The organism is Endozoicomonas sp. PH6C, from assembly GCF_059322965.1.
This window is the reverse complement of the sequence record NZ_CP185342.1, coordinates 4,491,233-4,516,276: the sequence shown is the minus strand read 5'-3', so window position 1 is coordinate 4,516,276 and position 25,044 is coordinate 4,491,233. Positions and strand designations below refer to the sequence as shown.

General features: G+C 48.2%; 4 protein-coding genes. All 4 read right to left on the bottom strand.

The window, feature by feature from the left end; genetic code table 11:
• Positions 1-77: 77 nt before the first annotated feature.
• Positions 78-6,887: a hypothetical protein gene (locus ACOMG9_RS17035; protein ID WP_448217772.1), complete on the bottom strand. Its 6,810-nt coding sequence runs from the start codon at positions 6,885-6,887 to the stop codon at positions 78-80.
• Positions 6,888-7,218: 331 nt separating this feature from the next.
• Positions 7,219-12,855, bottom strand: coding sequence for a coiled-coil domain-containing protein (locus tag ACOMG9_RS17030; protein ID WP_448217771.1), 5,637 nt, complete (start codon positions 12,853-12,855; stop codon positions 7,219-7,221).
• A 123-nt stretch (positions 12,856-12,978) separates the two neighbouring features.
• The gene (locus ACOMG9_RS17025; protein ID WP_494529150.1) at positions 12,979-18,333 is read right to left on the bottom strand and encodes a coiled-coil domain-containing protein; all 5,355 of its coding nucleotides are present in this window, start codon (positions 18,331-18,333) and stop codon (positions 12,979-12,981) included.
• Positions 18,334-18,420: 87 nt separating this feature from the next.
• Complete coding sequence (locus ACOMG9_RS17020) at positions 18,421-24,897, bottom strand: coiled-coil domain-containing protein (RefSeq protein ID WP_448217769.1); 6,477 nt, start codon at positions 24,895-24,897, stop codon at positions 18,421-18,423.
• Positions 24,898-25,044: the final 147 nt, after the last annotated feature.

The window sequence follows — 25,044 nt, the reverse complement described above, 5'->3', positions numbered from 1 at the left end:
GTGATTTCCACAGCAGGCAAAGAAGCAACTTAGAATAGACCATGGCTGGCAACCCATACCTTATCTCGCGTGTAAAATCAGTTTTTTACGTGGGGGTATGCATTCCCACGCAGAGCGAGGGAACGAGTTGTATGACCGTGGACTTTTTTATCATCGCCTCGTCGCCATTCGTAGAAAGTTCCGAGGGTATAGAAGTAAGGAATACTTTCTGCATGGGAAAACGACCATTTAGGTACATTTTCCCTGAAGTATTTTTCCCAGCCATTCTCAAACAGTTTCATGGTGCGATCACGGCGCTCACGGAACTGCAGATAATTTTCCTGTCGAGTCCAGCCATACATCGTGCTATTTGCTTTGATCTGATTTGCATAGGCTTCATCGGTCTCACTAAAACCCTGAGGCGAGGCAATAGCCGTACGTTTCAAATACTCAGCGTCCGTTTCACCCACGCCCCGCCAGCGATTAATTTTGTCAAGACTACGTCCAAGAGGTCCGCCCAGCCATTGAGTGAGCAGCTTGTTGTCGTTCATAAAAAAGTCGAAAGTGAGACTCGATGCCAGAGCGAACCCGAATGTTTGTGCATAGGTGAATCCGGATATAAGACTATGAGCGTATGCTCCAACAGTAGCTACCGGACCCAGCACCAGACTGGCTGTGGCAGAGGCCAGAGTTTTCACTTTTTGTGGTGTCACCCTGTGCAGCAGGGGTACCTGAATCCCTTGTCCGGAACCCATGGATTTCACTATTTCGGGCCCCAGCCGGGAAATGCTGCGATACATCTGCGGGTTGGCGTTGTGCTGTCTGGCAAACAGCGCAGAGCCGGTTTTCAACAGAATGACTGAGGACGCGGTTTTACCCAATGGCATGGCCAGTCCGCCCACTTCAGAGATTTGTTCAATGCCACTGTGATAGGCATATTGGCTGGTTCGGTCAAGATCAAGACCATAGCGTTCCAACCAGTGCTGAAAAGGTGTCAGCATCCGGTGCAGGTAATCCCCCCTGTTGGTCAGATCCAGAAGATACAGGAACGACATGTTTGAGAGGGAGAGCGCGCTGGCCTGCCAGGCAGTATGGGTTACCAGTAGCGGTTTGTAGCTGGAGAAGTACCAGGTGACAGCCTGTACCAGAAAAGCTGAAGGTTTGACCCAGTCATCATGGAGCTGGTGCTCAACCGCTGCGGCGTGAGCCTGTATCAATGTGCCATGGATAGCCTTGATCAGTTCTGATTCAGAAAGTCCGGCCGCGTTGGCATAAGGTGTCAGGGTATCCTGAACATTGGCCAGAAACGCTGCCGTCCTGCGGCCATTATCAAAGGCAATATCGTCAAGAACATAGTTGGCGATGACCGCAACTGCGTACTCTTTCATACCGGCAACCGACTCTTTCATTGCTGCCGGGCCAGTTGCAGTCACGGTCACAGCGGTAAAGACACTGTGCATGAATTCCTCAGCACCTTTATCGGACAGCATCCGGACAACGGCCTTGAAGTGAGGGACATTGACGCCCTGTTTGTAGCCAAGGAAATGTTCAAATTCGTCCACTGTCTGATAACCATCAATTCCTCTGACGGCCTTTATGTAGTTTCCAAGTTCAATCTTGCTGATCAGTCCTTCACGCAGCAGAGCTATGATCTTGTTGCCACTGGCAGAACGGGCGGCGAAGTATTCCGAGAAGCTTTTCAAATCTCCTGGTTCATGCCCGACAAAGTGAATGGCTCTTTTGCCCATGCTGCGTATTTCGTCGTCGTATTGTTGAGCCCCGGTTTTCATCTCATTCCTGGCCCTGGCTGCCAGAGTCTGGACTTGTTCAATGAGATTCCGGGGCTGACCTTCCAGAGGCTCGACAGGGGAGGGCGGTATGCTCGCCTTCAGGTTTTTGAAGACTTCCACAATCCGGCTGGCCTGGTTAAACGTCAGATCGTCTCCGACCAATGCCTGCATGCGCATCGGTGCAAATTCATCGTCAAAATCGAAAGTTGCAAGGTCTGGTATCAGCTTACCGCTGTTTACTGCTGATTCTGTCAGGCCGATTGCAGCATCCAGCGCTTGTTGCCGGAGAGACTGCTGCTGCGTGAAGCTGTTTATAGCGGCCAGAACATTGACCTGTCCCGGTGAGAACTGGAAGGGGCTAGCGTCATTTTCGACAGCTTCCTGTGCAGCCTTCAGGGTTTCCTTCATTCTCTCAAGGTCTGCTTGTCTGTTTTTAATCTCCCTTTCCAGACGAACCTGTTCCTTGGTCAGTTGCTCGATTTTTCCGCCGGTGCCATCATGTCCACCCAGTTGTATCTGTTTGTTTCTCAGGGCATTAATCCGTTGTTCATTGGTGTCAGCAGGATCTGGTGTAAGACCCACGGCTTTTTCAGCAGCGCCAAGAAGTGCTTCCTGATTCGCCAGAGCCTTTTTCGCAACGGATACATCTTCACTTTTCTGATCCAGAACTGAATCCAGCATAGCTATTTCGTTCTTATGGACGGTTTTAGCCTGCTTAGCGGTGTTTTCAGGATTGCTAAACAGCTTTTTTTTTCGATCCAGATTCTCCTGTGCAACAGTCTCTTCAAGCAGTGCATGGGCCAATTCTGCCCTTTTCCTGTCGTGTTCATGGAGGAATTTTGTGACCCGATTGTAGTTTTTCCTGGTCAAAGGCAGTTCACCCTCAACTGCATGGGTTTCATCACGACCACAGGTTTTTTCAGAGGCTGTATTGGCACTAAAGTAATCAGCTTCTTCCGGTAAACCGAGCTCACCTTTTATTCGCAGGTTCATGGCTTTTGTGGTTTTCTCAATGACTTCATCGCGTTTTTCTGCACTGCATCCACTCAGGAAGTATTTGATGTCGTCTACTCGCTCTTTGAAGGTTTGCTCATTATCTGTAGCCAGTCCCAACTCAGTCTGAATATCCTTCATTGCCTGATTGAGGGATGTGTCGCCTTCATCCGGAACAGTTTGGAGGTCAGTATGGCTCTGGGCGAATACCCAATTTGTGCTACGAATAGCATCCAGTTTTTGACGAGCAGCTTCCTGCTCACTTTCAGCGTCTTGTACTGCTTGTCTGGCTACTGCAAGCTCACGATCAAGAACGTATCTTGGTTTAGGTCCCAGGCGAGCTATTTGCCTGTCAAGCTCATTTTCAATGGCTTCTGTACGATCATAAATACTAGGCCAACTCATCATGCAAATTTCTTCATCCAGCTCCCGAAGTCTGTCTTCAATGAGGCAAGCCTGTTCATCCTCAGAGGCATCATCTTTATAGTCCTCGATGCACAGAAGACGAGCAATTTCATTGTGTGTCTCTCTTGTGAGATCCTCATTGTCGAAGAGGTTGTTTAGTTCTTCCTTTAATGCCAGAATTTTGCCTCTCAGGGCATCCTTCTGGTCATTCAGGCTGGCTCCTTCTTCAAATTCCACTTTTAGATCCGAAGCCAGTTCAGCAATAAAATCCATGTCTCTTCTTCTGGCAGCAGGATTTTCACTTGTGTCAATGTTCAGCTCTTCCTCTATGGCTTCAAGCATTTTTATCTCTTCTCTTATGGTGCGTTCATCCAGATCCGGGATTTCGATATAAAAGGAAAGACGCCCTTTAAGTTTCTCGAGTTTTCTTTCCCATTTTTCCCTCACAGGTGGGATGTCTTCTTGCCAGAGGGTATCTTCTATCTCATCCACCATGGATTCTGAGAAATCACCTGTGTCCAGTTTTGTAAAAATCCTCTCAAGCCTTGCTGCTGTGTGATCATCTTTGTTGACATCGATTTTGAATATTTCTTCTACTTTTTCCAGTATTGCCAGAGCCTCTTTCTCTGCCTTCTGCCTGAATTTTGCCATGTATAACTCCATTTCCATAGGAATGGCGTTACGACGTTTATACACATCGTCCTCGCCATTGAGGTCATCCATCTTCAGGGCTTTTTCCAGGGCAGCCAGTTTAGCAAGTACTTCAGGCTTGACTCCGGGGTGGCCCGGGGGCTGACCTATTTCTTCTTCCAGGTCAGCAAGCCTGAGCAGCCTGGAATGTACTGCCAATTCCAGGGCTTTGAGACCTTCTGGTGTGATGTCATCACTCAGCTCAACACCGGGCATCGCTGCCAGAACACCTTTTTTGGCCCGATTGTAAACATCCTCTGGGTCTGGTTGCTCACTCGTTGACGGAACTTTCTGAAGCAGGAGCTCATATTGAGCATACATTGTCTTAATTTGTTGACGCTGACGTTCATCCCGGGCTTTCATTGTCGTAAGTTTTTTAAGCAGTTGTTCCTGTTGAGCGTCAACATTTGTATCGCTGTCAAAATCCTGAATGTTTAAATGTGCGGCAATAGTTCTATAACGGGCTTTGATTTCAGCATCTGTTCTGGTGCCCTGCTGCTGACGAAGGTGTTGAGCGACCAATGCTTGCTGTTGCCCGAGCTGTTGCTTAATGATCTGGCGACGGACTTCGGGGTCCTTTTCGTTGTCTGAGGCCAGACCGAGCTTACTTTCCAAGTCAGTCAGTGATTTCTGAATGGCCACATTGTTCAGTTTTTCCTTTTGTTGCAGCTGTTGTTGAATGGACTGATAGTAGGTATCCAGATCATCTTCATTGTTCAAAGTAATGTCTAACCTGCTTTTAATGGGCGCCAGTCTTGCTTTTACAGCTTCTTCCCATGGCTGTCCTGTTGCGGCATTTCTTTCGTCAGGAGATGTTTTGATTTCAAGAATTTTCTCCCTGATGATTCTTTCTTGTTCCTCCAGTGGCCGGGTATCGTCCCAGTGATCAGTACCGAGCTCTGCTGCCAGTTGAGTGTTGATATCTACTCTTGCTTTTGCTGCGGCATCACGAAGGTTTTTGTCAATCGTTGGAAGTAGATTGACCAGGTGCTGAAGTTTCTGTAGCTGACTTTTCTTTGCTTCCAGTTTTTGTTGATATTGACGCTGAAAATGTGGCTGTTGACCCACCTTGGCCAGTCTTAGCAGAAGGTGCATTCGAATGATCTTTTGACGGGCCGCCGGGTCATCTTTCTTAGTTGGAGCCAGACCGAGCTGACCTTCGATTATCGTCAGTTTATCCCCGAATAACTCACCAGTCTGGTCTGGATGTTGTTGCAGATGCTTCAGAATGAGATCAGTGCGACCACCCAGATCGTCTTCATTGTCTGAAACAATGCCGAGCTGGCCTTCAATCGCTGCCAGTGTTTTTTTTGCAGCTTGCTCCGGAGTCAATTCTGTGTCGATAAATGTTGCCGCCACCGACTGGTTTATTTCATCAATTTTCTTGCTGAGGAGTCTGGCTTGTTCTTCTGATGACCAGGTATCATCCCAGTCATCAACACCCAGTGCTGCAGCTATATGAGCGTGGCGAGCTTTTGTGACATCTGCTGAAGAATCAGTGACTTGTTCTGCGGTCAGTTCGGCCTCTTTTGCCCGCAGCTTTTCCAGCGTTCTTACCGTCTCAAGCATCTGTGTGGCAATGTCGCCCACAACTTTTTGGGAAAATTTTGTGCCTTTGCCAAGCGCAACCGCGTTTATCATTTCGGTGACATAGGGCATCAGGCTCTGAATATTCTGAATAAAATTATGGTGAGTCAGAAGATTTTTAAGGACGGGTTTGAAGCTGAAGTTTTTTATGAGTTGAAACTGCACCCAGGTGGGCGTGATGACTGATGAAGCCTCCCTGATGTGCCCTGTTGCGAATTCAAATTCATCGGTTTCATCTGGAGTAGCACTGGTTAATGCCTGCTGAAGAGATTCGTAATAGGTAAGCTTCGACAGTTTATCCAGGTCAAGTCCGGCATCTTGCTGTGTGGCCAACCCGGCAGCAAGCTCTTCCAGCAGCGCCATCTGCCTGCTTCTGATCACGTACTGGTAGTTTTTGATTCTGGCTTTTTTAACTTCTGCAGTGAGTTCTTGAACACTATATACATCCCATAATTCATAGTGGCTTTCGACAAAAGCGATATCGGTCGGATTCTGTTTCTGACCACGGAAAATAATGATCTCCTCCGAAGCCTGTTCCACTTCCAGCTTTGGATAATCAGCAGGCACAGGATAAGCCTTTGTGTCATCCTCGACGTGGACAACATAGCCGACAGGTTTATGGTATGACAATAGTTCATTCAGAGCTTCATACTGTAATTCTTCCCCCAGAACATGAACCTGGGTATAGGCAGTGGTGGCTGCTGCGAAAAGCGCCTCATCATTGACAAAGAGCGATTGACCCAGGTGCTGCAGTTCAGGAGATTGGTCGCCTGCAGCGACAAGACGCATAAAGGTGCGCCCGTCCACTTTCACTTGTTCGACTTCAATACTGGCAAGATGAACGAAGTCATTACTTGCGCCAAGGTTTCCCGCTCTTTCATTGGCGCCTTTCAGCACTCCGGCCAGGTGTTCGGGACGGGCGATTTTTGTCAAAGGTTCTAAATGCAGGTCGTTACCTGATTGAGCACGAACAGTTGCAACTGAGTCAGGATCGATCATCCCGATTCTGACTTCAATGAGCAGTAGGTTGCTTTCAAGGCAATGAGTGAACCTGAAGACTTCCTCATTAGCGACCTTCAGAACTTTGGTGTATTTCTGAGCAACGCTATTCTCGTCTGTTTCAAATTGATCAACACTGGAAACGCTGCCTTCGATGCCGGAAAGAACGTCTGTGAAGCCCCTGGAAGGAACGTCGTAGCCAGCCCTGGCCTGATCCTGATCGGGGTAAGTGGTTGTAAAGGATTTGGGTATTGGCTGCTGGTCATCACCTAAAGTTGGCCGAACCATAACCTCGCTCTGGATAAACTTCACATGTCCATTGTCCGGAAAATCGACAGATTTTGTCTGTAGCCTGCGATCGGCCAGTGCCTGTGTAGCAATGATCGAAGAACTGATTGCAATGGCCGCTGCAAGGCTCAATGCATCGGGGCGAGCAGTTGTCATTCTTCTACCTCAGAGCTGAGTATTTTTATCACCTTGAAAAGAGATTGCTGGCAGGCGAGGAAGTAATACCAATCGAACTTTCTAACTCCCTATTGCGCTGAAGATTTGAGCCTTAATCCTGCGTTGGCGATCGTCGCCATAGCTAAGGCTATGACTCCTCACGCCGCCTTGTCTTAAGGCTCAAATCTCCATGCTCATTGCGGGAGTTAGAAAATACGATTGGTATAATTTTTAAAATCGCTCATTCCTGTTCCGGCATGAAACGTTCACCAGACCTGTCATGTTGGTCTGCCAGGGTTGCAGGTGGAAGGCTTAATTGAGAGGCACTTCTCTAATTATGACCGTGAACTCTCTGATCATCGCCCTTTTGCAAACCGTAAAAAGCTCCAAGAGTGTAGAAGTAAGGAATACTTTCTGCATGGGAGAATGACCATCTGGGGACATTTTCCATGAAGTATTGCTCCCAGCCATTGTCAAACAGTTTCATGGTGCGATCACGGCGTTCACGGAACTGCAGATAATTTTCCTGTCGAGTCCAGCCAGGTATCGTGTTGTTGGTCTTTACACGGTTTGCATAGGCTTCATCGGTTTCACTGAAGCCTTGAGGTGAAGCAATAGCCGTACGTTGCAAATATCCATCTTGCGTCTCCCCCAGGCCTGTCCAGCGATTAATCTTGTCAAGACTCCGGCCCAGAGGCCCGCCCAGCCATTGAGTGAGCATTTTGTTGTCGTTTATAAAAAAGTCGAAAGTGAGACTAGACGCCAGGGCGAATCCGAAGGTTTGTGCATAGGTGAACCCGGATATAAGTCCGTGGACGTATGCTCCGACAGTGGCGACCGGACCCAGTACCAGGCCGGTGGTGGCTGAAGCCAGGGTTTTCACTTTTTGTGGAGTCATCCTGTGCAGCAGCGGTATCTGAACTCCCTGTCCTGAACCCATGGATTTCACTATTTCCGGCACCAGCCGGGAAATGCTGCGATAACTATGAGGATTGGCATTGTGCTGTCGGGCAAATAACATAGAGCCGGTTTTCAATAGAATGACTGAGGACGCGGCTTTACCCAATGGCATAGCCAGCCCGCCCACTTCAGCGATTTGTTCAATGCCATTGTGGCAGGCATATTGCCCGGTTCGGTCAGGATCAACACTGAAGTGTTCTAGCCACTGCCGGAAAGGTGTCAGCATCCGGTGCAGGTAATCACCCTTGTTGGTCAGATCCAGAAGATAGAGGAACGACATGTTTGAGAGAGACTGCCCGGCAGCCTGCAAGCTGGTATAGGTCGCCAGTAGCGGTTTGTAGCTGGAGTAATACCAGGTCACAACCTGTACCAGGAAGGCGGAAGGTTTGACCCAGTAATCCGACAGCTGCCGTTCAACCGCTGTGGCATGAGCTTGTACTAATGTGTCGTGGATAGCCTTGACCAGGTCTGATTCAGACAGGCCAGCAGCGTTGGCGTAAGGTGTCAGGGTTTCCTGAATATTGGCCAGAAATGCTGCCGTCCTGCGGCCATTGTCAAAGGCAATATCGTCAAGAACATAGTTGGCGATGACTGCGGCTGCGTACTCCTTCATGCCGGCAACAGACTCTTTCATACCCGCCGGGCCAGTGGCACTCAGGGGCACGGGGTTAAAGGCCATCTGCATGAATTCCTCAGCACCTCTGTCGGACAGCATCTGGATAATGCTATTGAAGTGAGGCAAATTGACGCGATGTTTGTAGCCAAGGAAATGTTCAAATTCATCCGCTGTCTGATAACCATCGACACCTCTGACGGCTTTCATGTAGTTCTCAAGTTCAACCTTGCTGATCAGACCTTCACGCAGCAGAGCGATGATCTTGTTAGCACTGGCATAGCGGGCAGCCAGGTAGTCCGGGAAGTTGTTCAGGTCTCCCGGTTCATAGTCGACGTAGTGAATGGCTGTTTTGGCCATGCCGTGAATTTCGTCGTCGTATTGTTTAGCTCCGCTTTGCAGCTCATGTCTGGCGTTGTTTACCAGCTGCTGGATTATTTTCAGGACATTCGAAGGCTGATTTTCTAAAGGCTCGAAAAGGGGGGCCGGGAAGGTCTTCTTCAGACTTTTGAAAATTTTCACAATCCGATTGGCCTGATCAAAGGTCAGAGCGTCTCCGACCAATGCCCGCAGGTGAACCGGCGCAAATTCTTCGCCAAAATCGAAAGTCGTCAAGTCGGGTATGGCCTCACCGCTTTCCAGGGCTAATTCTGCCAGACCCATGGCGGCTTCCAGGGCCTGTTTCTTGAGTGAGTGCTGCTGTGTGAAGGTGTGGATGGCGTCCAGAACTTCTGCCTGCTCCGGAGTATACTGGAAGGGGCCGTCGTCACTTTTGACGGCTTTCCCGGCTGCCTCAAGGGCATCCTTCATTCTCTCAATGTCTGCTTTCCTGACTTCAATCTCAGCTTTCAGACGGGCCTGTTCCCGGGTCCTGCTGCCAGTACTGTCATCACCGTGCGGTTGTAACATAGCCTCCAGTTTTTGATGAGCAGTCTCCAGCTCACTTTCAGCTTCTTCTATTACCCGACTGGCTCTGGCTAGCTCACGATCAAGAACGAATCGGGGTTTAGGTCCCAGGTGAGCCATGTGCTTGTCAAGCTCATCTTCTATGGCTGCGATACGCTCATTAACGGTAGGCTGACCGGCAAGGTAAACTTCATCATTCAGCTCTCGGAGTTTTAGTCCAATCAGACTTTGCTGGTAGATGAGATCGGCATCTTCTTCATAACCCTCGATGTTGAGTGGACGAGCAATTTCATTGTTTGTATCTTTTCTGGAACCTCTATTGTCATAGAAGCCTTCTACTATGTCCCTTAATGCCCGAATTTTTTCTCTCAGGGCATTCTTCTGGTCATCCAGGCTGGTATCTTTTTTTAATTCCAGTTTCAGATCATCGGCCAGTTTAGCAAGGAAATGCTTGCCTCTTTCTTTAGCAGCAGTGTTTTCGCTGATGTCGATGTTCAGTTTGTTCTCTACAGCTCTAAGTATCTTTTTCTGTTCTTCTATGGCTCGCTCATCCACTTCTTCGACATAAAAGGCAAAAATCCCATCAATTCCCCCCCGTTTTACTCCTCTTATTTCGAACATAGCCTCTTTCCAGGGGTAATAATCTGTACCTTCCAGCGCTTTTTCGTTTATGTCATCGTCCGTAAGCCCGGCACGAAGCCTATCAACTCTTTCTGTGTTGTCATCACCTTCATTGGCTATTCTGTTGAGTGCTTCTTCTAACTCTTCCAGTATCTCCAGAGCCTCTTTCTTTGCCTCCGTAAGCTTGGCACGAAGCCTGACAACTCTTTCTGTGTTGTCATCACCTTCATTGACTTTTATGTTGACTAGTTCTTCTAAATCTTCCAGTGTCTCAAGGGCCTTTTTCTCTGCTGCCTGACTGGCCTTTGTCATAGATGTCTGAATTGCCTTGGAAATGGCGTCACGACGGTAATAGACATCGCCCTTGCTATTGAGGTCATCCATCTCCAGGGCTTTTTCCACGGCAGCCAGTTTCTCAAGGACTAACGGCATGGCTCTGGGGTGGCCTGGTGTTCTGATGTCTTCCAGTTCCTGTTTCAAATCTGCAAGACTCTGATGCATTGCTTCTATCTGTGGAATGTGTTTTGCCAATGAGTCGTCTTTACTCATTACGATACGCAAAATCGCTGCGATACCGTCTTGCATGAATTTGACGTCAGGTTTTTTCATATCGCCATCATCATTCAGTGTCTGGATTTTCTGAAGCAAACTTTCTTGAATCGGGTTGAGTTGAGCATTCGTTGACTGCAGTTTGTTAAGCAGGTGTTTTTGTTCGTCATTCAGTCTATAAGCATGCTGTATTTCGGCAGTCAGTGACTCAATTCTCTGAAGCAGATGGTCTTCTTGAACGTCAATGTCTGCGTTGTTATCAAAATCCTTAATGTTTAAATGAATAGAGAGGGTTGCATAACGGGCTTTTATTTCAGCTTCGCTGTCAGCCTCTTTTCTGGTGCTCTGTTGCTGAAGGTGTTGGGTCTGGTGGCGGGCTTGCAGATCAGCTTTGTTGATTGGGGCGAGCTGACTTTTAATGGAAGCCGGATCGCAGATATCATCAATTTTCTTCAAGAGGCGTTCGACTTGTTCAACTTCTGGTTGGGTGTCATCCCAGTCATCCATGCCAAGTTTTGTTGCTATTTTAGAATGGCGAGCATTTATGGCTTTTAAATTGGCATTAGAAACTTGTTGTTCCAGCAGAGGGAATTGCCTGACCTCCTGCATAAGTTTCTTTACCAGACTTTTCTGATCTTGCAGCTTAGCAAGAGTCCATGCATGTTTAGCCTTAACTTTCTGGTAGATTCGTTGCCATTCCAGTTTTTTCTCATCACTGGCATCGGCTCTATCCGATTCAATCTCTAACTTATATTTGAGCACGAGGAACTCGGCTTCTGCACTATATAGTTCATCCAGCTTGCTGAACATCTCAGCCATCTGTCTGGTCCTTTCACTCAGAACTTTGGATACAAAACGTTTATCGTCGTATAAACCGTCGGTCTTTAATTTGACGACAACGGGTATATGATCGACAATCTTCTGAACAAAATGCTGATTAGTCAGAAGATCTCTGAGTACGGGTTTGAAGCCGAAATGTTTTTCAAGTTGATTGTGCATCCAGATGGGTGTGATGAACGACGAAGCGACTCTGAGGTCTTCCAGTGTGACTTCAAACTCCCTTATTCTATGTATTTTATCTGGAGTGGCACTGACCAATGCCTGATCGAGAGATTCATAGAATGCAAGCGCACGCATCGCCCGTTTATCTTTGTTTGAAAGTGTCGTCGGTTGATCCTGATTGAATACAGCATTCTGCCGCGCAGCAAACTCCTCCAGCACTGTCATCTGCCTGCTTCGAATGACGTACTGGTAGGCTCTGACCTGATGGGTTTTAACTTTTGTTAATACTGCTGGGGAGGGTAGGGGACCCTCAGCTTCCTGCCATATTTCATAGAGCTTTTCTACAAAAGCGACATCATCCGGGTTTAGCCTCTGACTATGGAAAACAATCACCTCCCCCGGAGTTTCTGCTACTTCCAGCTTCGGATAACCCGCAGGAACAGGATAAGCCCGTGAGCCATCCTTGACGTGTACGACGTAGCCAACGGGTTTGCTGTGTGCCAGCAGTTCATTAAGAGCTTGCTGTTGTAACGCTTCTCCCAGGACATGAACCTGGATATAGGCAGAAGTGGCCGCTGCCAGGAGAGCATCATCATTGACAAAGAGTGATTGACCCAGGCGCTCCGGTTCAGGTGTCCGATCACCCCCTGAGACAAGACGCATGAAGGTACGCCCACTCACTTCAACCTTGTCTACTTCAATGCTGGCCAGGGTAACATAGTGATCACTTTTGCCCAGGTTTCCCGCTCTCTTCTCAGCACCTTCCAGCAGCCAGAGCAGTTGCGCGGATCTGGCGATTTTCGTTAACGGTTCCAATGATTCCATGCCAGTCAATTGAAAACGGACAGCCGCAACTGAATCCGGATCGGTCATTCCGCTTCTGACTTCAATGACCAGTTCTTTTTCTTCAAGATTATGGGTAAACCTGAAGATTTCCTCATCACCCAGCTTCAGGACTTTGGTGTATTTCTGAGCAACGTCATTTTCGCCTGTTTCAAACAGATCAACACTGGAAACACCCCCACAGAAATGAGAAGCAAAACCTGTAAAACTTTTAGCCGGCATGGCATAGCCTGCACTGACATCAGTGTAATAAGAGTAGGTGGTCGTAAAAGATCCGGGTATTGGCTGCTGGTCATCACCTAACGTTGGCCGAACAATGATCTCACTCTGGGTAAACTCCACATGTTCATTGTCTTTAATATCGACAGCTTTTGTCTGCAGCCTGCGATCGGCCAGTGTCTGGGTACTAATGATGAAAGAACTGATCGCAACAGCCACTGCAAGGCTTAATGCATTGGGACAAAACTTACTCATTCTACTACCTCAGAGCTGAGAATTTTTATAACGGTGAGCTGTGATTGCCATTGCAGGCGAAGAAGCGACTTTTAATCGCTCGTGGCCGTCAGAGGGCCACGATTGCAGGTAGAAATATTTCTCTTAATGATCATGAACTTTCTGAACATCGCCCTTTTGCCACTCATAGAAGGCACCCAGAGTGTAGGAGTAAGTGACGCTTTCTGCATGGGAGAACGACCATTTAGGTACATTTTCCCTGAAGTATTTTTCCCAGCCATTGTCAAACAGTTTCATGGTGCGATCACGGCGTTCACGAAACTGCAGATAATTTTCGTGTCGAGTCCAGCCATACATACTGTTGTTTGCTTTAACACGACTAGCGTATTCTTCATCCGTTTCACTAAAGCCTTGTGGCAAAGCAATAGCGGTACGTTGCAAATACTCATCGTCCGTTTCACCCACGCCCCGCCAGCGATTAATTTTGTCAAGACTACGTCCAAGAGGTCCACCCAGCCATTGAGTGAGCATCTTGTTGTCGTTCATAAAAAAGTCGAAAGTGAGACTCGACGCCAGTGCGAATCCGAAGGTTTGAGCGTAGGTGAATCCAGATATAAGACTATGAGCGTATGCTCCAACAGTAGCTACCGGACCCAGCACGAGTCCGGCGGTGGCAGAAGCCAGAGTTTTCACTTTTTGTGGTGTCGCCCTGTGCAGCAGCGCTACCTGAATCCCTTGTCCGGACCCCATGGACTTCACTATTTCGGGCACCAGACGGACAATGCTGCGATACCTGTGTGGGTTGGCGTTGACCTGTCTGGCAAACAGCATAGAGCCGGTTTTCAGCAGAATGACTGAGGACGCGGCTTTGCCCAATGGCATGGCCAGTCCGCCCACTTCAGAGATTTGTTCAATACCCCTGTGGTAGGCATATTGCCCGGTTCGGTCAAGATCAACACTATAGCGTTCCAGCCAGTGCTGGAAAGGTGTCAGCATTCTGTGCAGATAATCCCCCCTGTTGGTAAGGTCCAGCAGATAGAGGTACGACATGTTCGAGAGGGACAGCGCGTTAGCCTGCGAGACAGTGTGAGTCGCCAGTAGCGGTTTGTAGCTGGAAAAGTACCAGGTGACAGCCTGTACCAGGAAGGCTGAAGGTTTGACCCAGTATTCCTTTAGCTGCCACTCAACTGTTGCGGCATGAGCCTGCATCAGGGTGTCATGGATAGCCTTGATCAGGTCTGATTCAGACAGGCCGGCAGCACTGGCATAAGGTGTCAGGGTGTCCTGAATATTAGTCAGGAAGGCTGCCGTCCTGCGGCCATTTTCAAAGGCAATATCGTCAAGCACGTAGTTGGCGACGACTGCGGCTGCGTACTCCTTCATGCCGACAACCGACTCTTTCATACCCGCCGGGCCTGTTGCCGTTACGGTCACAGGAGCAAAGACACTTTGCATGAATGCCTCGGCACTCTCATCGGACAGCATCTGGACAACCTTCCTGAATTCAGGCACCTTGACGCCGTGTTTATTACCAAGGAAGTGCTCAAATTCAGCCACTGTCTGATAACCGCCGACACCTCTGACGGTCTTCATATAGTTTTCAAGTTCAACCTTGCTGATCAGGCCTTCACGAAGCAAAACCATGATTTTGTTACCACTGGCAGAACGGGTAGCGAAGTATTCAGAGAAGCTTTTGAGGTCCTCCGGTTCATGCTCAATGAAGTGAACCGCTCTTTTTCCCATACCACGAATTTCGTCGTCGTATTGTTGAGCGCCTTTGCCGATCTCATTTCTGGCCTTGTACACCAGTCTCTGGATTTCTATCAGGGCACCCTGATGCCAATCGACTTTCGTCCTCAGGCTCCTGAAGATTGCCACAATCCGACTGGCCTGATTAAACATCAGATTGTCTCCGGCCATTGCCTGCAAGCGAATCGGTGCAAATTCATCGCCAAAATCGAAAGTTGTAATGTCGCGTATTACCTTACCGCTTTTTGCCGCTGACTCTGCCAGAGCTATTCCGGCTTCCAGAGCTTGTTGCATGAAAGGGTGCTGCTGTATGAAGGCTTCCATAGCGGCCCGAACTTCTGCCTGCTCCGGCGTGTACTGGAAGGAACCGCCGTCATTTTCGACGGCTTTCTCTGCAGCCCTGAGGACTTCCCTCATTCTCTCAATGTTTGCTTTTCTGGTTTCAATCTCACTTTTCAGACGGGTTGATTCCTGATTTGCTGGTGCAGCAGCCCCTCCAGGCATTGCATCGGTTTCATCCATACCTTCCCTGTCGTGCTCACGCAGGAATTCTGAGATCTGAACGTATTTTTTTCTGGCTAACGGCAGTTCACCCGATGCGTTATCGACTTCATTGTGACCATGAGCAGCCAGCCTGCGATAAACTGTCTCCAGCTCAGCTATAGCGTCTTCTATCTCCCGTTTGGCAATGGCTACCTCTCGATCAAGAACGTATCTGGGTTTAGGACCCATTTGAGCCATTTGCCAGTCAAGCTCATTCTCAATGGCTGCAATGCGCTCGTTAACGTCAGGCAGACCTGCATTCATAACTGCTTCATCCAGCTGTCCGAGTTTTTTTTCAATCAGACTGTTCTGGTCGTCGATAATGGCATCTTCTTCATAATCCTCAATGTTGAGTTGATAAGCCATGTCATTGTTTCTGGCTCTTCTGACACCTTCGTCGTCGCCGGTCTGGTATAGCTCTTCTATTAATGCCTCAATTTTTTCTCTTAGTGCCTCACTCTGTTCAGCAAGGCTGTCATCCTCTGCAAATGCTACATTCAGATCTCGGGCCAGTTTAGCAGTGAAAGCCTTGCCTCTTTCCCAGGCAGCAAGATTTTCACGAGGATGGATGTACAGCTTTTTCTCTACAGCTTGAAGCAGACCTGTCTGTCGTTTTTTGACTTGCTTATCAAGGTACGAATCTTCGACTTTATAGTTAAGAATTGCACAAAGCTTCCTGATTCTGAGATCCTTCTTGTTCAGGGCTGTGCTTTCTTCTTGCCACAGGGCCTGATCTATCTGATCCAGCAAGTGTTCAGGAAGATCTTCGCTGTCAAGTATTGCATGAACCCGGGCAAGTCTTGCTATCTGGCCGTCCTCTTCATAGCTTTTTAGGTTGAGTGCTTTTTCTGCGGCTTCCAGCAGGTCGGCCCGTTGTTTTCTGGCAGGCTTATTCGGGTCGGGGTTTTCGGCTTTATAGTGAAGGTTCGCATGAAGCTTGATGAGTTTGATATCCTTCATGTCCAGCATTCTGCGTTCACGGTACAAGAGAATGGTTTCTATCCCAAACAAAATTCTGTCCAGTATCCTGTTTGAGAGATCACCCTTGTTAAGTACTTTAACAATCCTGGTGAGTCTTGTTTTACTGTAATCCTCTTCATTGGCTTTGATGTTGAGTTCTTTTTCAACCACATCCAGCATGTCCCGGGCCTCTTCCTCTGCCCTCTGTCTGGCGTCTTTGATATATTTCTGGATGTCTTCAGAAATGTACTGACGATGAAGATAGACATCGTTGTTTTGATCAAAATCAGGCATTTTCAGAGCTTTGTGCACGGCACTCAGTGTCTCAATGACTTCAGACCTGATCCTGGGATAGTCTGGTGTTCTGATGTCATCCAGTTCTTTTTCCAGAGCAACTTTTCTGGCACTGATTTGAGAATCTACTAAATTGATCTGAGCCTTCGCTGCCTGAAGACCGCGAATCAGTTGTCCTTCTTGCTCATTCAATGCCTTGTATTTCAGAAGCAGAAGCTCTTGCGGAACGTCAATATCCTCATTGCTATCAAAATTCTCAATGTTTGCAAATCGGGCTTTGCCTGCAACTTCTTTTTCAGCCACTTCGTCAAACTGTTCTGTTACGGCCTCTGCCTGATGGGTGTCATGAATTTTTATTACGGCCTCTGCCTGATGGGTGTCATGAATTTTTAATTTTTCGTTTAGCTCGGCGAGTTGTGCCTCTTTTGCCTGCTGTTCTGCCAGTGCGCAGTCAAATTCAACCCGCTGCCTGAGTGACATGTCGTTGATGACTTTTGAGGCAAACTGTTCGTCTTCACCGGGATTAGCGAGCTGCGCCCGGTTGTTATGGCTGATATCGGGGATCACTTTCTGAATATTCTTAACTATGTGCGGGTTACCCAGAATATTTCTGAATATGGGGTTGAAGCCGAAGTTTTTCAGGAGATGATCATAGATCCAGAATGGCGTGATGAGTGACGAAGCGACTCTGACGTGTCCTAAGGTTAATTCAAATTCATCGCCATTATCCGTACTGGCACTGATCAATGCCTGCTGGAGAGATTCATAGTATGCAAGCTTCTCCAGTTGATCCTCCAGCCTGGCTTCGCTAAATTTATTAGCACCGGGATTTGTAAACATGGCATTGAGCATTTCCATCTGCCTGTTTCGAGCGACGTACAGGTAGCTTTTGACCTTGTCTTTTTTTACCTGTGTTGATACATCAGTGGCAGTGGCGGCATCAGAATCATGTTTATCCCAGTGCTTATAGAGTCCTTTTACAACGGCGATCTCGGCCGGATTCTCCTTCTGACCAAGGAAAACAATTGTCTCCCCCGTGGCTTCAGTCACTTCCAGTTTTGGATAACTGGCAGGCACGGGGTAAACCTGCCTGTCATCCTCAACGTGTACGATATAGCCGACGGGTTTATGGTACGACAACAGTTTGTTGAGAGCTTTATGTTGTAAATCTTCCCCCAGAATATGAACCTGAGCATAAGCAGAAGTGGCTGCTGCCAAAAGCGCCTCATCATTGACAAACAGCGATTGCCCCAGACGCTGGAGTTCAGGGGGCTGATCGCCCGAAGCAATAAGACGCATGAAGGTGCGCCCGTGCACTGCAACTTTTTTTACTTCAATGGTGGCAAGGGAAACATAGTTATCGCTTGCGCCAAGGTTTCCAGCTCTGCCATGGGCAGCTCTCAGCACTGCGGCCAATTGCTCGGGACTGGCGACTTTCGTTAAGGGTTCTAATGGTTGGATATTGCCTGATTGAGAACGAACTGCCGCAATTGAATCCTGGTCGGTCATACCGCCTCTGACTTCAATGACCAGTTCATATTCTTCAAGGTTATGGGTGAACCTGAAGATCCCTTCATCACCCACCTTCAGGATTTTGGTGTATTTCTGAGCAACGTCATTTTCGTCGGTTTCAAACAGATCAACACTGGAAACACCACCCTCAATGCCGGAAAGAACATCCGTAAAGCCTTCAGAAGGAACCTCATAGCCCGCTCTGGCCTGAGTCTGATCGGGGTAAGTGGTTGTAAAGGATTTAGGTATTGGCTGCTGGTCATGACCTAAAGTTGGCCGAACCATAACCTCACTATGGGTAAACTCCTCATGACTGATGCTCGAAACATCGACAGATTTTGTCTGCAGCCTGCGATCGGCCAGCGCCTGTGTAGCAAGGATGGAAGAGCTGATTGCTACGGCCACTGCCAGGCTAAATGCATTGAGGGGAGCAGTTGTCATTCTACTACCTCAGAGCTGAGTGTTTTTATTGCCGTGAAAAGAGGTTGCTTCACCGTGCGGGGAAGCAACTTTTAAAATCGCTCATGGCTATTCCGGCAAGCTGAAAGGTTCACCAGCCACAGTGGTCTGCTGAGGTTGCAGTGGAAAGCTTGATTGAGAGGCATTTCTCGTATCATGACCGTGAACGTTTTGATCATCGCTCTTTTGCGATTCGTAAAGGGCTCCAAGAGTGTAGAAGTAAGGAATACTTTCTGCGTGGGAGAATGACCATTTGGGCAGTTTTTCCCTGAAGTATTTCTCCCAGCCATTCTCAAACAGCTTTATGGTGCGATCACGGCGTTCACGGAACTGCAGATAATTTTCGTGTCGAGTCCAGCCATACAGGGTGTTGTTTGCTTTAACACGACTAGCGTATTCTTCATCGGTTTCACTGAAGCCCTGAGGCGAAGCAATGGCGGTACGTTGCAAATACTCATCGTCCGTTTCCCCCACGCCTGTCCAGCGATTAATCTTGTCAAGACTCCGGCCCAGAGGTCCACCCAGCCACTGAGTGAGCATCTTGTTGTCGTTCATAAAAAAGTCGAAAGTGAGACTTGACGCCAGTGCGAATCCGAAGGTTTGAGCATAGGTGAACCCGGATATAAGGCCGTGGGCGTATGCTCCAACAGTAGCTACCGGCCCCAGCACAAGCCCGGCGGTGGCAGAGGCCAGAGTTTTCACTTTTTGTGGCGTCGCTCTGTGCAGCAGCGGTACTTGAATCCCTTGTCCGGACCCCATGGACTTCACCAATTCGGGCATCAGACGAACAATGCTGCGATACTTATGTGGGTTGGCATTGTGCTGTCTGGCAAACAGCGCAGAGCCGGTTTTCAACAGAATGACAGAGGACGCAGCTTTACCCAATGGCATGGCCAGTCCGCCCACTTCAGAGATTTGTTCAATGCTACTGTGGTAGGCATATTGCCCGGTTCGCTCAAGATCAACACGGTAGCGTTCCAGCCAGTGCTGAAAAGGTGTGAGCATTCTGTGCAGATAATCCCCCCTGTTGGTCAGGTCCAGCAGATAGAGATACGACATGTTCGAGAGGGACTGAGCGGTGGCCTGGGAGACGGTGTGAGTCGCCAGTAGCGGTTTGTAGCTGGAGAAGTACCAGGTGACCGCCTGTACCAGAAAGGCTGAAGGTTTGACCCAGTACTCCTTTAGCTGCCACTCAACCGCTGCGGCATGAGCCTGCATCAGGGTGTCATGGACAGCCTTGATCAGGTCTGATTCAGACAGGCCGGCAGCACTGGCATAAGGTGTCAGGGTGTCCTGAATATTAGTCAGGAAGGCTGCTGTCCTGCGGCCGTTTTCAAAGGCAATATCGTCAAGCACGTAGTTGGCGATGACTGCGGCTGCATATTCCTTCATGCCGACAACCGACTCTTTCATGGCCACCGGGCCCATTGTCGTTACGGTCACAGGAGCAAAGACACTCTGCATGAGTGCCTCGGCACTCTCATCGGACAGCATCTGGATAGCCTCCCTGAATTCAGGCACCTTGACGCCGTGTTGGTAACCAAGGAAGTGCTCAAATTCAGCCACTGTCTGATAACCGTCGACACCTCTGACGGCTTTCATGTAGTTTTCAAGTTCAACCTTGCTGATCAGACCTTCACCAAGCAAAGCCATGATTTTGTTAGCACTGGCAGAATGGCTGGCGAAGTATTCCGGGAAGCTTTTCAGGTACTCTGGCAGATGCTCGTCAATGCCTTCCGTCCCGGTCACTGAAGCAAAGATATTCTGGATCAACGCCTCAGCAGCCTCATCGGTCAGCATCTGGACAACCCTCCTGAACTCAAGCAGCCCGACGCCGTGTTTATAACTGAGTAAGTACTCAAATTGATCCGATACCTGATAACCGTCGACACCTCTGATGGCCTTTATGTAGTTTTCAAGTTCAGCATTTTTGATCATACCATTACGCAGCAAAGCTATGACCCTGTCACCACTGGCAAAATGGGTAGCGCAGAATTCCGAGAAGCTTTTCAGGTCCTTTGATACATGCTCGACAAAGTGGAGGCCCGTTGAGCCTATGCCACGAATTTCGTCGTCGTATTGTTGAGATGCGGTTTTTATCTCATTCCTGGCCCTTTGCACCAGAATCTGAACTTCTTCAATGGCATTCTGAAATTGATACTCTGCAGGCTCGAAGGAATATTTTCGGAGGATCGTCTCCAGACTCTTGAAAACTTCCACAACACGGCTGGCCTGTTTAAACGTCAGTTGGTCTCCTGCCAATGCCTGCAGGCGAATCGGTGCAAATTCATCGTTAAAATCGAAAGTCTTGAGGCAGGGTATTGTGTTACCGCTTTCTACTGCTGATTCTGCCAGACCCATCGCTGCTTCCAGGGCTTGTTTTTTGAGGAAGTGCTGCTGAGTGAATGTGTGTATAGCTTTCAGAACTTTTGCCTGTTTCGGTGTGTACTGGAAGGGGCCGCCATCATTTTTGACGGCTTTTTCAGCAGCCTTCAGGACTTTTTTCATTCTCTCAAGCTCTGCTCTGGAGGCTGCAATTTTTGCTATCCAGTCTGCATTTTCAGCTGCCTCTCGGGCTTCTTGCTGAAGCAGTTGCCCGATTTTTCCGCCAGTGCCATCATTACCGCCCAGTTGTAACTGTTTGTCTCTCAGGGCATTAATCCGTTGCTCTCTGCTGTCAGAAGTGCCTGGTTTAAGACCGAGGGATATTTCAGTGGGTTCAAGAAGCGCGTCATGATCCTCCAGGTCTTGTTTTGCATTTGATACCGTTTCACTTTTATCATTCAGGTCTGAATTCAGCGGATCCATGTCGATCTTGTTTGAGGTTGCAGACTTCTCATTGACGTCTCCTGATTCGAACAGCTCCTGTTCTTTACGAGCCAGAGTCTCTCGTGCAATAACCTCTGCCGCCATCGCATTGGCTAAATCCATAGCTTTCTTGTCGTGCTCAAGCAGGAATTCCGTGACCTGACTGTACTTTTCACGGGTAAAAGGCAGCCCACCCCACGCTCTATCGTCTTCAACCGTTGCGTCCCGACCAGGCACTGGATAGGTTTGAATAGAAAAAGTTGCTTCCACCGAATCGGGGTAGCATTGTATCCAGACATTCAGATTTGTTTTGGCTTCCAGTTCCTTAATGATTTCAGCTCGTGCTTCTACACTGTATTCCAGCAGGTTATTTACGATGTCCCTTTTTCGCTCTTGATCGGTTTGCTTGTCACCTGCAGACAGACCCAGGCCGATCTGAAATTGTTTCAATGCCAGATTGAGGGGCGTTTCTTCATCCGGGATATACCGGAGATCAGAAAGGCTACCCACTTTTTTTTGAAAAATAGCTTCGTGCTCAGTTTCAGCTTCTTCTAATGCTCGCCTGGCTGTGGCTACCTCACGATCAAGAACGTATCGGGGTTTAGGTCCCAGGCGAGCCATTTGCCTGTCAAGCTCATTCTCAATGGCTGCAATACGCTCATTAAGGTCAGGCAGACCTGCTCTGAAAAGTTCATCATCCAGCTGTTCAAGTTTTGCTTTAATCAGACTGTTCTGTTCGTCTGTGCCGACATGATCCTCATAGTCCTTCATATTGAGTTGACCTGCAATCTGATGGTTTAAGGTTCTTTTGACGGCTTCATCGCTATATTTTGCGACTACTTTTATCCGTAATTCCTGAATTTTGTTTCTCAGGACCTTTTTCTGGTGAGACAGGTCGGCATCGTCTTCAAACCCTACCTGCAGATCACTGGCCAGTTTAGTTATGAAAGTTTTGCCTCTTTCTTTAGCAGCAGGGTTTTTATAAAGGTCGATATTTAGCTTCTGCTCCAGAGCAATAAGATACTCTTCCTGTCGTATTCTGGCGCGCTGATCCGATTGTTCGATTTTAAAGGTAATACCGTGACGAATACCTGAGAGCACCTGATCCGTCTCCAGCAGACCTCTCTCCAGATCTTCTTTCAGATCTCGCACCACGTCTGGTCTTTCACCTTCCCATAACAGGATCTTGTCCATCTGATCCAGCACGTGATTCGAGATATCACCGCCATCAAACCTGGCACGAACCCTATTCAGTCTTGCTGCTTTGTTATCACCTTGATTGATTTCGATGTTGAGTAATCGTTCCAGGGATTGCAGTATGGCCAGGGCTTCTTCCTCTGACTGCTCTCCGATTGCTCTGATGTGTGCCCGCATTTTTTCAGAAATGGCCTGACGATGGAAATACACATCTTCCTCTTCGGGGAGGGGGTCTTCCTCCAGAACGCTTTCCACAGCAAGAAGTGTCTCGAATACTTCAGGCAAGACTTTGGGGTGGCCTGGTGTTCTGATGTCTTTCAGTTCATTTTCCAGCTTTGAAAGATCGAAGAGTTTGTTATGCAGCACTGATTCCAGGTTGGTTGGGTCTTCCAGATCTATACCAAGAGTCTCAGCCAGAACTGCTTTTGTCGCCTTGATGAAAGCCTGCTGTATATCGAGTTGATCACCCATTGTCTTAATTTGTTGACGTTGAACTGCCTGTTGAGCATGCATTGCCATAAGTTTTTCAAGCAGGCATTTTTCCTGATCGTCGACAGCTGCATTGATATCAAAATCCGGAATGTTCAAATGCAAGGCCATGTTTGCATAACGGGCTTTGATGTGTGCTGTTTTTTTGGCCTCTGAGCTGGTGCTTTGTTGCGATTCTTCCAGAGCTTGTTTTTGAAACTCTGCTGTTGCGGCGACCAATCCGTAAATTTCATTAATTCTTTTGCTGATGAGTCTGGCTTGCTCTTCCAGAGGCTGGGTATCATCCCAGTTATCAATACCAAGCTCTGTTGCCGTTTGCGTGTTGCGAGCTTTTGTGGCATCTGTTCTGGCATCATGAACTTGTTTTTTTAGCAATGGAATTTGATCGACATCCCGTTGCAGCGTCTCTATCTGGGTTACCAGAAAATTTATCTTGCCATGAACCTCCGCAAGCTGATCCTCAACATACTGATTTAGTTCCTCCATTCTCAATTCACTTTGTTTTACCAGCACGGCCTCTATTGTCCTGAGTTTCTCCAGCTCGCTTTCCATCTCCAGCAGCTGCCCGATAAAGTCGCCAATGACTTTGGGTTCAAAGCCTTCGTCATGGCCAGAAGAGTCACTAAAAGGTTCATTATTGGGAGCACCATAATGACTGTTGGGAAAGAGTGAAGTTTCATGAATATCCTGAACAAAGTGCTGGTTAGTCAGAAGATTTCTAAGTACAGGTCTGAAGCCGAAGTGTCTTAACAGTTGAATATGCACCCAAGTCGGCGAGATGTACGCCGAAGTGAATTCAACGTGTTTGAATGCGAATTCAACTTCCTCTGATCCATATGAAGTAGCACTGGCCAGTGCATGCAGAAGATTTTCATAGTATTCAAGCTCGACCACACTATCATCGTACTCTTCACCGAAGTTGAGTCCGGTATCGTGCTTTGCAGCTAAATCCTCCAGTATTGTCATCTGAATGTTTCGAATGATGTGCTGGTAGCTTTTGACCTTGTCTTTTTTAACCCGTGCAGTTGTCTTATGATCATCACCGCCTCCTCCCCAAAAGACCATATAGAGGCGTTCCACAAGAGCCATATCGCTGGGGTTCTGTTTCTGACCACGGAAAACAACAACATCCCCCGGAGTGTCAGTCACTTCCAGTTTTGGATAACCATCAGGGACAGGATAAACCTGTGTCTCATCCTCGACGTGTACAACATAGCCGATGGGTTTATGGTCTGACAGCAGATCTTCCAGGTTTCTCTGTTGTATATCTTTCCCGAGAACATGCACCCGGGTATAGGCAGTGGTGGCCGCTACCAAAAGCGGCTCTTCATCAACAAAAAGTGACTGACCCAGACGCTGCAGCTCAGGAGGCCGGTCGCCTGCGGCGATAAGGCGCATGAAGGTGCGCCCGTCCACCTCAATCTTGTCTACTTCAAGGGTGGCAAGGGCAACATAGTTATCGGCTTCGCCAGGGTTTCCTGCTCTTTCATGCGCACCTCTCAGCACTCCCACCAGATGACCGGGGCTGGCCATTCCGGTAAAGGGTTCCAATGCCCAGGCGACCCCTGATTGACTGCGAACAGCCTGAATTGAATCCTGACGGGTCATACTGTCTCTGACTTCGATGAGCAGTTTCTCTTCTGCAAGGTTATGGGTAAACCTGAAGACCCCCTTATTACCCACCTTGAGGATTTTGGTGTACTTCCGGGCAACGTCATTCTCGCCGGTCTCAAACTGATCAACAATGGCAACGCCACCCTCGATGCCAGAAAGAACGTCTGTGAAGCCTTCAGAAGGAATGTCATAGCCTGCTCTGATTTCAGTCTGATCAGGGAAGGTGGTGGTAAAGGATTTGGGTATTGGCTGCGAGTCATCATCCAACGTTGGCTTAACAATGACCTCGCTACGGATAAACTCCACCTGTTCACTGTCCGAAATATCAACAGATCTTGTCTGCAGCCTGCGATTGGCCAGTGCCTCTGTAGCAATGATGGAAGAGCTGATGGCAACGGCCACGGCTAGGCTTAATGCATTGGGGCGGATATTTCTCATTCTATTACCTCGAAGCTGAGTATTTTTATTACTGTAAAAAGTGATTGCTACGGCAAACGAGATGGCAACTTCCAATCGCTTATGGCTGTCAATCACTTATTCGAGTGGCCTCAAGGCTCTTTTACTTTAATGGAGAAATGTCTGTGG

What these genes read in the sequence shown, in the direction of transcription:
- ACOMG9_RS17030 (WP_448217771.1), bottom strand. Translation starts at nt 12,855, where the DNA reads ATGAGTAAGTTTTGTCCCAATGCATTAAGCCTTGCAGTGGCTGTTGCG.
- ACOMG9_RS17035 (WP_448217772.1), bottom strand. Translation starts at nt 6,887, where the DNA reads ATGACAACTGCTCGCCCCGATGCATTGAGCCTTGCAGCGGCCATTGCA.
- ACOMG9_RS17020 (WP_448217769.1), bottom strand. Translation starts at nt 24,897, where the DNA reads ATGAGAAATATCCGCCCCAATGCATTAAGCCTAGCCGTGGCCGTTGCC.
- ACOMG9_RS17025 (WP_494529150.1), bottom strand. Translation starts at nt 18,333, where the DNA reads ATGACAACTGCTCCCCTCAATGCATTTAGCCTGGCAGTGGCCGTAGCA.